Annotated in this window: 16 protein-coding genes; 4 read left to right on the top strand and 12 right to left on the bottom strand. The window is 44.8% G+C overall.

Annotation, left to right across the window (positions count from 1 at the left end; translation table 11 throughout):
• Window positions 1–52: 52 nt before the first annotated feature.
• Window positions 53–1,069 carry a LytTR family transcriptional regulator DNA-binding domain-containing protein gene (locus CHH91_RS13220; RefSeq protein ID WP_095223931.1) on the bottom strand — a complete coding sequence of 339 codons (1,017 nt, stop codon included), beginning with the start codon at window positions 1,067–1,069 and terminating at the stop codon, window positions 53–55.
• A 79-nt stretch (window positions 1,070–1,148) separates the two neighbouring features.
• Between CHH91_RS13220 and CHH91_RS13215 the strand changes: the two genes are divergently transcribed.
• The 3 genes from CHH91_RS13215 to CHH91_RS13205 are packed head-to-tail and all read left to right on the top strand — an operon-like array spanning window position 1,149 to window position 3,132.
• Entirely contained in the window at window positions 1,149–1,589 is a 441-nt protein-coding gene (locus CHH91_RS13215; protein WP_095223930.1) for a YueI family protein, read from the top strand.
• Window positions 1,590–1,648: 59 nt separating this feature from the next.
• On the top strand, window positions 1,649–2,269 hold the full coding sequence (locus tag CHH91_RS13210) for a flavin reductase family protein (protein WP_095223929.1): 621 nt from the start codon (window positions 1,649–1,651) through the stop codon (window positions 2,267–2,269).
• 20 nt (window positions 2,270–2,289) lie between these two features.
• Window positions 2,290–3,132 carry an SDR family oxidoreductase gene (locus CHH91_RS13205; RefSeq protein ID WP_095223928.1) on the top strand — a complete coding sequence of 281 codons (843 nt, stop codon included), beginning with the start codon at window positions 2,290–2,292 and terminating at the stop codon, window positions 3,130–3,132.
• Here CHH91_RS13205 and CHH91_RS13200 read toward each other — a convergent pair whose 3' ends face one another.
• The 10 genes from CHH91_RS13200 to CHH91_RS20620 all read right to left on the bottom strand — a co-directional run bounded on the left by CHH91_RS13200 (window position 3,133) and on the right by CHH91_RS20620 (window position 11,218).
• Window positions 3,133–3,675, bottom strand: coding sequence for a transcription repressor NadR (locus CHH91_RS13200; RefSeq protein ID WP_095223927.1), 543 nt, complete (start codon window positions 3,673–3,675; stop codon window positions 3,133–3,135).
• Between the two features lie 72 nt (window positions 3,676–3,747).
• On the bottom strand, window positions 3,748–4,620 hold the full coding sequence (locus tag CHH91_RS13195; RefSeq protein WP_095223926.1) for a glycosyltransferase family 8 protein: 873 nt from the start codon (window positions 4,618–4,620) through the stop codon (window positions 3,748–3,750).
• Window positions 4,621–4,797: 177 nt separating this feature from the next.
• Window positions 4,798–5,361 (bottom strand): shikimate kinase, encoded by a 564-nt coding sequence (locus CHH91_RS13190; RefSeq protein ID WP_095224077.1) that lies wholly within the window; start codon window positions 5,359–5,361, stop codon window positions 4,798–4,800.
• 96 nt (window positions 5,362–5,457) lie between these two features.
• The gene (locus CHH91_RS13185) at window positions 5,458–6,429 is read right to left on the bottom strand and encodes an aldo/keto reductase (RefSeq protein ID WP_095223925.1); all 972 of its coding nucleotides are present in this window, start codon (window positions 6,427–6,429) and stop codon (window positions 5,458–5,460) included.
• A gap of 227 nt (window positions 6,430–6,656) precedes the next feature.
• Entirely contained in the window at window positions 6,657–7,586 is a 930-nt protein-coding gene (locus CHH91_RS13180) for a manganese-dependent inorganic pyrophosphatase (protein ID WP_095223924.1), read from the bottom strand.
• 85 nt (window positions 7,587–7,671) lie between these two features.
• Complete coding sequence (locus CHH91_RS13175) at window positions 7,672–8,259, bottom strand: DNA-3-methyladenine glycosylase (protein WP_095223923.1); 588 nt, start codon at window positions 8,257–8,259, stop codon at window positions 7,672–7,674.
• Window positions 8,256–9,497: an MDR family MFS transporter gene (locus tag CHH91_RS13170; protein WP_095223922.1), complete on the bottom strand. Its 1,242-nt coding sequence runs from the start codon at window positions 9,495–9,497 to the stop codon at window positions 8,256–8,258. The genes CHH91_RS13175 and CHH91_RS13170 overlap by 4 nt, the downstream gene beginning before the upstream one ends.
• Before the next feature lie 99 nt (window positions 9,498–9,596).
• Entirely contained in the window at window positions 9,597–9,992 is a 396-nt protein-coding gene (gene mscL / locus CHH91_RS13165) for a large conductance mechanosensitive channel protein MscL (RefSeq protein WP_095223921.1), read from the bottom strand.
• A gap of 112 nt (window positions 9,993–10,104) precedes the next feature.
• A complete protein-coding gene (gene nadE / locus CHH91_RS13160) occupies window positions 10,105–10,929 on the bottom strand; it encodes an ammonia-dependent NAD(+) synthetase (protein ID WP_095223920.1) in 825 nt (274 codons plus the stop codon).
• 133 nt (window positions 10,930–11,062) lie between these two features.
• Complete coding sequence (locus CHH91_RS20620) at window positions 11,063–11,218, bottom strand: hypothetical protein (RefSeq protein ID WP_176465788.1); 156 nt, start codon at window positions 11,216–11,218, stop codon at window positions 11,063–11,065.
• Between the two features lie 156 nt (window positions 11,219–11,374).
• On the opposite strand from CHH91_RS20620, the gene CHH91_RS13155 reads away from it, so the two are divergent.
• Window positions 11,375–12,244, top strand: a complete 870-nt coding sequence (locus CHH91_RS13155; RefSeq protein ID WP_095223919.1) for an SDR family oxidoreductase — start codon at window positions 11,375–11,377, stop codon at window positions 12,242–12,244.
• 31 nt (window positions 12,245–12,275) lie between these two features.
• Here the strand turns inward: CHH91_RS13155 and CHH91_RS13150 are convergent, their stop codons facing one another.
• A complete protein-coding gene (locus tag CHH91_RS13150; protein ID WP_095223918.1) occupies window positions 12,276–13,235 on the bottom strand; it encodes a cation diffusion facilitator family transporter in 960 nt (319 codons plus the stop codon).
• Window positions 13,236–13,456: the final 221 nt, after the last annotated feature.

Genomic DNA, 13,456 nt, shown 5'->3' with positions numbered 1-13,456 from the left:
TGGAGCAAATCAGCAGCCGAATAGTGCAAAATCTCAGGCTGAATGGAGCAGGTTACAGCCCGAGCATACCCTTTAATTCCTCAAATCGATTCTTAGACAGCGGAACCGAACTGCGTGAATGATCATCAAGGATCAAACTGAAACTGTTTCGTGTCCAGGTCACCACTTCCTTCACCTGCTGCAGATTCACTAGGTAAGAACGATGACAGCGGAAGAAGCCGAACGCTCGCAGCCGTTCCTCTAATTCTTGTAAAGTATATGTACACGGATAGACTCCGTCTTGAAGATGCAGCTGCGCCACTCCTTCACTGCTTTCAATAAAGTTAATATCAAAAGGATTGAAAAGAATGATCTTATCATCGATTTTTGCTGGAATCTTCTCCAGCTTGACCGGTTGGATTACATCTTCGCCAGCTGCCAGTTCTTCATTTTCCTCTTCGACAGCTATTCGTTTACAGCTCTTATCCGTCAAGGTATATACATAATTGGTAAGTGCTAATGCATTTTCCAAGTCTATAGTAGTAAGAAGGATCGTTTTACCTTTTCCTTTCAGCTCACCGATGATGCGGTGAATGATCAAGCTTGTTTCGAGATCGACATTTTGTTCCGGCTCTTCCATAATCAAAACCGGCTGATCCTGTATGAGGAGCCTGCCAATTTTCAAGCGCCGTTCCTGCGAAAAAGTCAGCTTGCTTATTTTAGTTAATTGGCACTCACGCAAGCCTATTTGCTGAATCACCTCACCAATATCGACGCTGCTGCCGTAAAGCTTCCGAAAGAAACTTAGATACTCCTTCACCCTCATCCTTGTATATACTGCATCATCGAGATACAGGAAGCCGATCCGATCATTCACAGAACGCAGGTTTTCGATATTTTCACCAAATAGTAGTACACTACCGGTAGACGGGTTTTCTTGTTTGTTAATTATTTTCAGCAGCTGGCTTCCAATCACTTTATTACAGCGAATGACATAACATTCACCAGCTTTCAGCTCAATATCGATTGGAGGCAGAAGCATCGTATTATGAGATGTTTTACTGAGATTTTCGAATTGCAGTGTAGTCATAATGTATTGCCTCCCCTTTTTACTTATATTGTAAAGCTAACTCCATGAATTGGAAATACCGAATCGGAGATGAAGACCATTGAAAAAAGATATAGATGATTACTTAAACGAAGGAATATATGGAACAAAAGAAACGAAGGCAAGTGAAAGAAAAGAGTATTTGGGGACATTGCGGGAGAGAACGATCCTTGCACTGACAGAGGGGGAAGTCGTCCAGCAGAGGGGGTTAAAACAGCTGGAGAATGCTATGAAAAGCTACCCCGATGCATGCTTGCGCTTTTCCGGAGAGGTCACAATGCGTTTCTTCAAACCGTACAAGACCCTCGCTACTTCATACCGCATCCCGTACACATCCGTTACGAATCAGGGTGTCGATGTGGATATTGCACTCGTTCTGCATGTTGATCATGCAATTGATAAAACGGACATCTTTTTACACGAGGAAGAAAAAACGATGGAAATGACCAATAAATCGGAGCACTCCTTTACATCCGTGCTTAAGAATATATTCAAAAGGTAATAGAACTGTTAAGTGCATGTAAGGTTCCTATGGTAGGCTGACAGAAAGGAGCAATAAACTTGTTTACATTCAACGCAAATGATCTTTCAGCAAAGACACATTACAAAATACTCACAGGGAGCATCATCCCAAGACCCGTAGCTTTCGTCACGACCAAGTCACCAGAATCAGAAGTAGTCAATGCTGCTCCCTTCAGTTACTTTTCGATCGTCAGCGCGAATCCGCCGCTTATTAGCATTTCGATCCAGCGTGCAGCAGGCAAACAGAAGGATACAGCACGCCATGCTATTGGATCCGGCGAGCTTGTTGTCCATATCAGCACAGAGTCGATCGTGGATGAATTGAACAAAACCGCCGCTGCGCTGCCTTCCGAAGAAAGTGAGCTTGACCACACGAGCTTGACTCTCACTCCGAGCACATATGTCTCGGTGCCCGGAATTACCGAAGCGTCTATCAGGATGGAATGCACCCTGTATGATCATCTCGAGATAAGAGACAATGATGGAGCTATTACAGCAGACTTATTACTCGCAAAGGTGGCTGGGTATCATCTGTCACCGGAAGTTTATGATGAGAACACCGGCTATCTGGATGCAAAAGCCATCCAGCCAATCAGTCGCTTGGCAGGTAATGATTACAGTAAACTTGGAGAGCTATTCACACTGAAACGTCCAGAATAACATGGAGAGTGGTGTACAATATGCAAAAAACAGTCGTAATCACTGGCGCGAATTCCGGTATGGGATTTGCCACAGCTGTATCGTTAGCCAGAAGAGGATATACCGTATGTATGCTGTGCCGCTCTGAAGAACGAGGCACGCAAGCTCTGAAGGAAGCTAAACAGCAAAGCTGTTCAGAGAATATGTATCTATATGTATGTGACTTGGCATCCTTTACTAGCATTCATGCCTGTGCAGAAGCATTGAAAGCCCAGCACTCTGTTATTGATGTACTTATCAACAATGCCGGCGTCGTGACAACAAGAAAACAATTCACTGCTGATGGTTTGGAGATGATGATGGGTGTGAATCATCTTGGCCACTTCCTGTTGACTAATTTGCTGTTAGAGCAGATCAAAGCCGCACCCCAAGGGCGTGTGGTCGTTGTATCTTCCGGTGCTTATAAAATTGGAAAAATAAATCTGGATGATCTAGGCGGAGCTGAATCCTTTACACCATGGCAAAATTATGGGCACAGCAAACTTGCTAATCTTTTATTCACCAAGGAACTTTCTCTCCGTCTTTATCATTCAAATGCTACGGTGAATGCAGTACACCCTGGAGCAGTGAGCACGAGTCTCGGTGTAGACAGGCATACCGGCTTCGGTAAAAAGATCCATCAGCTACTCCGCCCATTTTTCCAATCACCTGCAGACGGAGCAGATACTGCCCTGTATCTTGCGGAAAGCTCAGAAGTGCAGCATGTAACGGGAGGATACTTTTATAAGCGGCAGATCCAGGAAGTAAAAGGACAGGCAGATGATGCTGAGCTAGCTAAGCAGCTTTGGGCAATGAGCGAAAGAAAAGTGGGACTGACCGTATGATCAATCCCACTCTGGTACCAAAAAACCATGATGGCTCAACAACTCAATCGCTTCCTCCATTACTGACTCATCATTTGCTGCCAATGTATGCAGATGGATTCCGTCCGTCAGCTCGGATAAATAACCTGCTTTGCTGTTGGCTATCCTTTCGATGAACTTCTTTACTTCCCTTCGACTGGAAACCATGATAGAAGCTGTTATCTGTCCATAAACAGGATGCTCCACCCGGACATCCTTCACTGTCACCCCTAAGTCTACGAGCAATTGCAGCTCTTCTTCTGTCCGTTCAGGCGCATGCTGACAAGCTACGATCCTTTCGACTGAATAGACAGGATGCTGCTGCAGTACATATCCCTCACTAGTAGCAATGATCGGATGCTGCTCTGCCTTCAGAAGCGTCACATCACCCACAATCACTTGCCTGCTGACATTTGCCTCCTCTGCCAGTTCACTCCCCTTGAGCGGACCGTCTGCTGTCTGCAGCTTATTCAATAACCACTTTCTGCGCGTACTTCCCAATAACTTCTTTTTTTCCTGGCCCATCTCTAATCCGTCCTTTTTCATTGTTTCCTGTATTATAACAAATAAAAAAGACACAGCCGTACTAGCTGTGTCTTAGTCCGCGTACACTTCCTGTTCCTTTTTTTCGGGAAGTACTTTCCATGGTGTCTGCTGCAGGAATTCAAAATATAGCGGAGCAAATGGATGTCCGACATCTGAATTCCATGGTTTATTCGCACCAGTGAAATGAACGATCGCTGGAGATTGGCGAGCTTCTTTATAACGCTTGCGCTCTGCTAATTCCCTTGGTGTTTTCGTTTTTAGGATGATGAAGGATTGCGCATTCCATCTCGGGTGGATCGGCTTCCATTTATCCCATAGGATCGCATTCAAGGCATCCTGATCATGCAAGTAAAGGAACTCTGGATCATTGTTTTCATCAATGAATTGCAGCACTCTATTCGATATATTCTGTTTGCGCCAGCCTTCCATGTCAATGACCATCATACCCGAATTAAAGTACTTGCCTTCTGTGGTTATATTCATTTTCTCCAAACGCTGAAGCTGGCCGGCATCTTCCACTGCTGCCATCAGACTTCCATCCAGCTCGATATCGTGCAGCTGGGCGATATCCGTCAACACAAGCGTATCGCAGTCGATATAGATGACTCGTTCCACACTCGGATCTGTTATGACCTCGGGAATGGAGATACGGTAGTAAGCCGTTTTATTGATATATCTGCTTTCTGTTGCATTCTTATAGGATTCTGTATCTATGGATAGGAAACGGATTGGAACACCGAATTGCATCGTTGTTTTCATCAGCATCCGTTTATTTGGCTTTGTTATGCCCCCGTCGATTACATATAGCATGACTCGTCTGTTCTTATTGACATTTGTAAGCAGTGATGCCAGCATCACACCGAGGTGGTGGGCATAATTATCATCCGCACTGGAAACAACATGAATCGTATCTTTGTGATGCAAGACGTTCATCCTCCTTTGAAATCGTACGTTTCTATACCCTGCTTTCTGGCCCGGAAAACCCTTAACAGCAAAAATAAGCAGATAGGACCGGTAATTATTTGACAATTAGGACAATTATTCCGGTTAAAAAGAGCTATTACAACAAGTTAATTGCAATAGCTCTTTGATAAAATGCGATCAGGAGGATAGCGGCTGATGTAGTTCCCAGCCCAGCTTCAGTATTTCTACGATATAATCCGCAACTTCCTCCGGATTCAGATTATCGGTTGTAACCCGCGCATTATGTTCCGCATAAATCGCTTGCCGTTCGTCGAAAATCTGCTGGACTTCGTCGACAGACTTATTATGCAATACAGGACGATTTTCAATCAGAAGATCCATACGTTCCTTCCAGCGGTCCCAGCTCAGATCAAGGAAAAGCACCAGACAGCTGTCGAGACATTTTTCCCGGATGGCTTCTTGCTTAAAAGCACCACCGCCGAGAGAAACGATATTACATTGTTTATTATCACAAATATCAATAACCGTATTCCGTTCAATCTCCCGAAAATATCCTTCCCCATGCTGAGCGAATATTTCTGGTATTGTCTTGTTATAACGGCGTTCGATTTCGATATCGACGTCGATGAAATCTCTGTAAAGTTTATCGGCAACCATTTTGCCGATGGTCGTTTTCCCGACACCCATGAATCCGATCAGGACGATATTCTTCGCCCGCACGGGTATATGCTGTCTGCTCATTGTCCGCACGCTGAATCTCCTCTCCTTACAAATCGTATACGTTGCATTATGTACTATTGTATACGATAAATCAAAAAATCGTAAGAGAGAAATACCCTACTTTACTGCGGCATCCGCAAGCTCCAGATTCAGCCACTTTACTTCTTCCTCTGTCAGTTCGATATCAACGGCCGGCAGTGCTTCTTCTAATCGCTGTACATTTTTACATCCGACAATGGCACATGTCGGGAATTCTTGATGCAGGACATAAGCGACAGCAATCTGATTTGCTGACACGCCTTTTTTCTCGGCAATTTCTGCTGCACGGTCAAAACGTTTCCAGTTGTCATCATTGTAATAAACTCGGGCAATTTCTTCATCTGTCACATGATTCCTATCATAAGTACCGGTAAAGAAACCACCTGCCTGAGACGCCCAGGAAATGACAGGCATCCCTGTATGGCGATGCCAGGCGAGATAGTCATTATCCAGAGCTACTGTCTCCGCCCATCGCACCTCGTTCAGCTGTGCAAGGCTCAAGTTTGGACTGTTTACAAACAGCCGGCTATATCCTTGGGCATCTGCATAGGCATTAGCTTCTTCAATGCGATCGGGCTGCCAATTGGAAACGCCATATACACCGATTTTTCCAGATTGCTGATGCTCATGCAGCATATCCATCAGCACCTGGACCGGAACACTTCGATCATCGCGATGTATGAGATAGATATCGATGAAATCTGTCTGCAGATTTTCCAAGCTATCATGCAGGTCTTTTGTAATTTCGGCAGGATCGACACGTTTCATTTCCGGGTGATGTGTACCATCCTTATCAATGTGGTAATGACCGCCTTTGGAGATAAGAATCACATCCTCACGGTTACCACGCTCCTGCATCCACTGGCCAATCAGCTTCTCAGCTTGGTATTTTGCGTATTTTGGGCCTGTATCAATCGTATTGCCGCCTGCCTGTAAGAAGGCATCCAGAACAGCGAATACATCATTTTTATTATCTTTGAAGAATTTTGTTGTTCCCAGGATTAATTTTGATAGCGGGCGCTCCATTCCTGGTATAGCTGTATATTTCATCCTGAAAAACCTCCCTTTTATTCTGAAAAGTAAGTAAGCAGTTTGCATTCCTATTCCCTTATTGATAAGAAAAATATCCTATGCCAGTACAGAAAAAAACAGAGTTCTTGATTGGAAGAAGCTATTACGGGGTTGTTCCTTTGGGGCGTGTATATCCACTTTAGCATTATGGCCATGCTGACAGCAAATAAAATGAGCAATCACATAGTGTGACTGCTCATAAACCATTAGCCATTCATGACTTCTGTCAGAACTGGCACGATTTGTTTCTTACGGGATACCACACCTTTAAGTGTAGCGGTGTTATTGGAAAGCTTCACCTGGAACGCTTTTTCGACAGCTTCCGTATCTGCTCCGATTGCGATGGCAGTGGAGTCATTTGTCAGGATATTTGTGATTGCGAAGAGATAGAGCTTCAAGCCTTTATCTGTGATTTTTTGCTTCATCGCTGCTTCCACTTCTGCCTGACGTACAAGAACATCCTGTTCATCTACAACGTTTACTTGTGCGATTTCCACTGTTGCATTTCCCATCTGGAATTCCTTCGCATCAAGTGTGATCAATTCCTCAGGAGTTTTCTTGCTTACATCAGCTCCAGCTTTCAGCATATCCAAGCCGTATGTATCCACGTCGACATCTGCAATTCCTGCAAGTTCTTTTGCAGCTTTAATGTCCTGTTCCGTACATGTAGGTGATTTGAACAATAGAGAATCAGAGATGATGGCGCTCAGCATCGCACCTGCGATTTCTTTTGGAATCTCTACATCGTGCTCTTTGTAAATTTTCTTGATGATGGTTGCTGTGCATCCAACTGGCTCTGCACGGTAATAAAGCGGATCAGCTGTTTCAAAATTAGCAATACGATGGTGGTCGACAACTTCAATTACAGAAACTGTGTCGATATCGGAAACACTTTGCTGTTTTTCGTTATGGTCGACTAAGATGACTTGCTCAGCATCTCCATCAATTGCCTCAATCAAACGAGGTGCTTCCAATCCGAAGGTTTTCAAAGCGTATGCTGTTTCTTCATTCAAATCTCCCAGGCGGACTGCTTCTGCTTCCATACCTAGTTTATTTTTCAAATGCGCGTATGCAATTGCGGATGTAACCGCATCTGTATCCGGGTTCTTATGTCCGAAGACGAGTACTTTACCCACTGCCTATCTCTCCTTTTTGCATTGCCGGCGAGTGCCGGACATGATGTATTCATTTTACATGATTATAGCCGTTTTAAAAAGGGAATCACCTGGAAACATACCTATTCCCATGTACCCAGAAGCGCCACGGAAAATCTTTGGCTTCCTGCGCATTCGGAATTCCGATTCTCGGCCCTGTTTCCACCTGTTCGGGTGAATACCCAGGAGCTATATATAATGGCGGATTGGTGAAATGACCGCCGTAGTGTGACTGGATTATGCCCATTGCCTGACAAAGCTTCCCAGGTCCATTGGTCAGCTCCCTCGTCTTACGTCCAGGTCTGCGCGTTTCCATAAGTGCTATGCCTTCCTTCGGTTCAAGCGCCCGTATAAGGACAGCCTCCGGTATCTCAGCCTCTGCACTTACTACATTGAGCAGCACTTGACGATGCATCGTATACGTGTATATATGGCCGGGCGTATGGAACATGATTTCTGTCCGTTTTGTTCGCCGGTTATTAAAGCTATGTGCGGCGCGATCGAGTGCTCCTCGGTACGCTTCGGTCTCTACGATATAACCGGATGTGATCCCTTCCGATGTTTCGTGTACAAGCAGGCATCCTAATAAGCTTTGAGCCAAATCTAGTGTAGGCTGCTCGTAAAATGACTGAGGCAACGGCGGATAACTTGTCATCTAACATGCTCCTTCTTTAATACAGGTTTCGGATTTCTCTCCTCCCCTTTTAGCATTACCCAAACTCGGAATAAGAATGGGGCACCAATAATAACTAGGAAGGCTATGATTGTGAATATTGGAATCGGATGAACAGCACCGAAATGATCCAACAGCATGCCTCCAATCAGCGGTCCTGCCACACTACCAAATCCTGTAAAGCCCATCGCTCCGAAATATGTCCCTTTCATATCGGGATTGGCAATCTCATCTATGAACATATCCGACATGGAAAATAACAGCACTTCTCCGATTGTAAAAAGAATGACCGCAGCTGCAATCCAGATGATCTCGTGCAAAAAGGCCATACTTAGCAAACTAAGGGCAATCAGTATATTTCCGAGCATCAACGACAATACAAGTGAATACTTTTTCGCAATTGCAACTATCGGATATTGCACAATCAAAACTGTCAACGCATTCAGCGTGAGCATCATGCTGAATAGCCGTGCTCCATCTTCAATGCTGGGCGTAGCAGCGAAAAACTGAGGCAGAGTGGCGCTGAAATGCGAATATCCGAACACACTGATGGTGACCCCGATCAGCAGGAACATAAACAGAGTGTCCTTTCGCGTCACATGAAAGGCTTCACGGACACTAATTATATTGACTCCTGCTGCAGCTGTCTCTTCCACTTTGACGCGTAAAAATTGAAAAATAAGGACAAGTCCGTAGGCGAAATATACCAAAGCTGCTATCAGAAATGGTGTGGTAGAAGCAGCAGAACCAAAGTACAAACCTAAAAGAGGCCCGAATACGACACCAATGTTGATTGCTGTATAGCGCATATTGAAAACGAGTAAACGGTTCTTTTGATCGGTCACATCCGACAATAGAGCTTTGGACGTCGGCTCGAACAACGAACGGCATAATCCATTCAGTGCATTCATGACAAAGAATACCCAAATAGCATCCGCCAATGCGAATCCTACGAATACCCCGCACCAGCCGAATATGCTGATACCGATGATTATCTTTCTTCCGAATCGATCAGAAAAGTATCCGCCATAGAAGCTGGACAGGATACCGACCAAAGAACTGATAGCGATGATCAAACCAGTGAATCCTGCTGACGCCCCTTTCACCTGCGTCAGATAAATTGCCAAAAAAGGAATACTCATACTAGTTGCCATCCTGCCGAACACCGTTCCAATGATGATTGTCCAGCTGTAAGGATGGAGTGTGCGTAAAACGTGCATGCTGTCTCAACTCCTCGTAATCCAAATTATAGCAGATTACAAGGCTTCTGTTTTTCCATTCCCGGCCTGGTTATAAATTAATCAAAAAAAGAACCAGACTCATGTCTGATCCTTCATTTTCCCTTCATTTTTCAATAGGTCGCGGATTTCTGTAAGCAACTCTTGTTCCACTGAAAGTTTCTGGACAACCTCTTCTGTCTGCGGCTGTTTGCGTTTTAATTTATTCATGACTTTAACGACCATGAATAGTGCTAAAGCTATCAAAAAGAAATTAATGACAGTTTGAATGAATGCGCCATACTTTACTACAGCACTGCCAACGGTGAACTGCAGCCCGCTAAAGTCATGCCCTCCTGTAATGATACCGATAAGCGGCATGATGATATCGTTGACGAGGGAAGTCGTGATAGCACTGAACGCTGAACCGATCACTACGGCTACAGCCAAATCCACGACGTTCCCGCGTAACGCAAACTCTTTGAATTCCTTGAGCATAGTATGTATACCTCCTTAAAGCTAGTACCATTCTTACGCATCTATTTCCCTTTTTCAAGTATGGCCATTACAAAAATAAAAGAGACCCCTAGGTGGAGTCTCTTTTTTTACATTAAAGTTCCTTCCACCAATCATCATGGATGGTGGCAGGCATTTGCCGTTTATGCGTTGTTTTGAAATAACGATCTTCCAAAAGTTTAGCTGTCTTCTCTTCGATAATTTTCCCTTCCAGGTAATCATCGATATCCTCGTAAGAGAGTCCGAGTTCTGTTTCATCAGCTTGTCCCGGATTCTCATCTAGTAAATCAGCTGTTGGCGCTTTTTCATACAGACGCTCTGGTGCCCCCAGCTCGATGAGAAGCTGTTTACCCTGCCGCTTGTTCAGTCCGCTCAGCGGAAGGATGTCTGCTCCGCCATCTCCGTACTTCGTGTAAAAACCGGTAATAGCCTCTGCAGCATGATCTGTTCCGATGACCAGCAGTCCTTCTTGACCGCCAATTGCATATTGGGCGATCATCCGCATTCGTGCCTTGATGTTACCTTTGTGATAATCAGCAAGCTTGTCGCCAGTTGCATCTTCATATGCTTTCGCCGCTTCTGAAACTGGAGATTTAATATTGTAAACGTAAGATTCTACAGGATCAATGAAGTCCAGTGCCAGCTGAGCATCTTCTTCATCCGCTTGCTCTCCATGAGGCAGACGAACAGCAGCAAAGGTCACATCCTTTCCTTCCTTCTTCAGTTCCTCAATTGCCAATTGCGCAAGTCGCCCCGCCAAAGTGGAATCCTGTCCGCCGCTAATACCCAGAACGAATCCTTTCGCACCTGTTTTAAGCAGATAATCTTTCAAGAAGTCGATTCGGCTGCGGATCTCCTGTTTAGCGTCTATTGTTGGTTTTACTTGCAGCTCTGAAATAATTCTGGATTGATTGGACATAATTTTGCCTCCTCGTTAATGTTGATAGTACTCTTTTCCCTCTCAAGCTGGAACGTAATCTATTTATGTATCATGCTCTCTTTTTCTAGTATAAACCAATCGTACATGAAAAGACGAAAATAAAACCCGCGGATCAATTCTCCGCGGGTTTGCTGTTCAGATATGCTTCCATGTCCTCCATCGTCTTTTCCATACGCTGGACATCTATATCAAAATCAAGATCTGTTGAACGAAAGAATGGATCGTCAAATGTGAAAAGCTCTGCAATGTAGTTTTCATAAGCTCGCATCGCAACCATCTCCTTTCCATTTCTTCTTTCGTCTATTCTAGCCTAAATCCCTGCCGAAAAAAACCCATCCAAAGGAACTTATTCGCGGGCCCGGCGTTTTAGAACTTGCTGTTTTTGTCAATAACTTCCCTTATGGAATAAAAGGAGGCAACTAAAATGGATTTATATGATTTTATGAAAGACGGCAACCCTGGAAGGAAACAAAACCGCCAGCCCGGAATCCAGCATGAGATGGACCCTCTACCGATTGAAGAATTCGAACATTGGAAGGGCAGCGGAAAGCTGCAGGGAAAGGTTATCCTTATTACAGGAGGAGACAGCGGTATCGGACGTGCTGTTGCTATTGCTTACGCCAAAGAAGGCGCAGACATAGCGATATCCTATCTGGATGAACAGGAGGACGCGGAATACGCAAAGAAGCGGATTGAACAGGAAGGCGTCAAATGTGTGCTGTACCCTGGTGATATAAGCGATGCTGCATTTTGCGAAAACCTTATAAAACAAGTAATAGAGGACTTCAATAAGCTTGATATCCTGGTCAACAACGCTGCACGTCAGGAAGTACAGAACGATTTAACGGATATTACGCCAGAACAGCTTGAACGCACTTTCCGGACCAATTTCTTCAGCTACTTTTATCTGACACGCGCCGCCCTGCCGCATCTTGGAAAAGGGAACTGTATTATTAATACGTCTTCCGTCACTCCATATATCGGCAACCCTACATTGATCGATTATACGTCAACAAAAGGGGCGATCGTTGCTTTCACTCGATCATTGGCAAAAGGGTTGGCTTCCAAGGGAATACGTGTGAATGGAGTTGCACCTGGACCGATTTGGACCCCGCTCATTCCTGCTACCTTGCCGCAAGACGGAATCGGAAACTTCGGTACCCAGACTCCTCTCGGCAGACCTGGCCAGCCCGTCGATCTCATCGGCAGCTACGTTCTCCTGGCTTCTGATGAAGCTGCCTACATTACTGGACAATTCATCCACGTAAACGGCGGCGATTATATGTCATCGTAATAAGAATAAGGAAGCCGCATATGCGGCTTCCTTATTCTTTGCTTTTCCATGCTTGATTTTTATCGTCTTCGTCAAATTCAATAATGACATCCGTTACGCCTCTATGCTCCATGATTTGGGCTTCAAGCCGATCCTTGATGTCATCAGCGGCAGCTACCGTAATTGTCGGGTCAATTTCCAGTTTAGCTTCGACGTGGAAGGATTCCCCTTCTTTTACGACAGTCATTTCCTGCACATCTCTTACATCTTTATCAGCAAACAAGATGTCTCCGATTTTGTCAGCCATCTCTTCATCCGCTTCCCCGATGACACCAGCTGCATTATCAAGGAAAACGCGTCCTACGACAAGAAACATCATCGCGCCAATTATAATGGAAGCAATTCCTTCCGCCTGGTAAAACGGTGTGTATGCAGCTATCAAAATGGCAATGATGGCAACCAATCCGCCGCTAGTAGCAACCAAGTCTTCCATAAAGACCAATTTTGTAGCTGGTTTTGCACGTTTTACATGCACGAAGCTCATCGGAATAACCGCCAGCCCTTTAGCACCTGATTCACTCTCATGAGCAATCTCACGCATCGCTTTCAGCAGTACGAATCCCTCTAGTATGCAGCCTAGTGCAAGAACTGAAATACTAATCCATAATCCCTCAGATTCAGATGGATGAGCCAGATGCGTAATTCCTTCACGAATGGTTTCATAAGCAAGGATACCTACGATCAGGACTGCACCGAGCAGCACCAAGTTGACAGCCCGGCCAAATCCTCCCGGGAACCGCTCTGTCGGGGCTTTTTTACTGAGTGCAGAGCCGACATAGACGAACAGCTGGTTAGCAGCATCCCCAAAACTATGCATCGTCTCTGCAAACATTGCCACATTCCCTGTCAACAAGAAAGCCCCTCCTTTGACAAGTGCAATGACCAAATTGACCACTGCAGCCAATGCGGCTGATTTACTGCCCTGGCGTAACAAGCTTACATATTCCTTCATGCTGTCTCTTCCTTCTTTAATGATTTTTATATGTAGCAGTTTATGGTAACAATATTTTTAGCATAGCATAAATTGAATGCAACGCTCCCCCCTTTTGCTCAAGGCTCAGGAAGGCAGGATGTTTTAGTTTGAGTAGAAACGGTTATTCCATATACATGAAATCCCCCGTTTTTTTCACTTGCAGTCTTTCGCTTAACGTGTTAATATCTTGAACAATATAC

This window comes from Virgibacillus sp. 7505, from assembly GCF_002272135.1.
Lineage (GTDB): Bacteria > Bacillota > Bacilli > Bacillales > Amphibacillaceae > Terribacillus.
Note: the sequence above shows the minus strand (reverse complement) of the source record. Positions and strands in the feature narration are given on the sequence as shown.

Bases quoted from the DNA above. Each gene is read 5' to 3' on its own strand.
- CHH91_RS13220 (WP_095223931.1), bottom strand. From the start codon at position 1,069: ATGACTACACTGCAATTCGAAAATCTCAGTAAAACATCTCATAATACG.
- CHH91_RS13155 (WP_095223919.1), top strand. From the start codon at position 11,375: ATGGATTTATATGATTTTATGAAAGACGGCAACCCTGGAAGGAAACAA.
- CHH91_RS13185 (WP_095223925.1), bottom strand. From the start codon at position 6,429: ATGAAATATACAGCTATACCAGGAATGGAGCGCCCGCTATCAAAATTA.
- CHH91_RS13170 (WP_095223922.1), bottom strand. From the start codon at position 9,497: ATGCACGTTTTACGCACACTCCATCCTTACAGCTGGACAATCATCATT.
- CHH91_RS13190 (WP_095224077.1), bottom strand. From the start codon at position 5,361: ATGAGCAGACAGCATATACCCGTGCGGGCGAAGAATATCGTCCTGATC.
- nadE (WP_095223920.1), bottom strand. From the start codon at position 10,929: ATGTCCAATCAATCCAGAATTATTTCAGAGCTGCAAGTAAAACCAACA.
- CHH91_RS13150 (WP_095223918.1), bottom strand. From the start codon at position 13,235: ATGAAGGAATATGTAAGCTTGTTACGCCAGGGCAGTAAATCAGCCGCA.
- mscL (WP_095223921.1), bottom strand. From the start codon at position 9,992: ATGCTCAAGGAATTCAAAGAGTTTGCGTTACGCGGGAACGTCGTGGAT.
- CHH91_RS13175 (WP_095223923.1), bottom strand. From the start codon at position 8,259: ATGACAAGTTATCCGCCGTTGCCTCAGTCATTTTACGAGCAGCCTACA.
- CHH91_RS20620 (WP_176465788.1), bottom strand. From the start codon at position 11,218: ATGCGAGCTTATGAAAACTACATTGCAGAGCTTTTCACATTTGACGAT.
- CHH91_RS13205 (WP_095223928.1), top strand. From the start codon at position 2,290: ATGCAAAAAACAGTCGTAATCACTGGCGCGAATTCCGGTATGGGATTT.
- CHH91_RS13200 (WP_095223927.1), bottom strand. From the start codon at position 3,675: ATGGGCCAGGAAAAAAAGAAGTTATTGGGAAGTACGCGCAGAAAGTGG.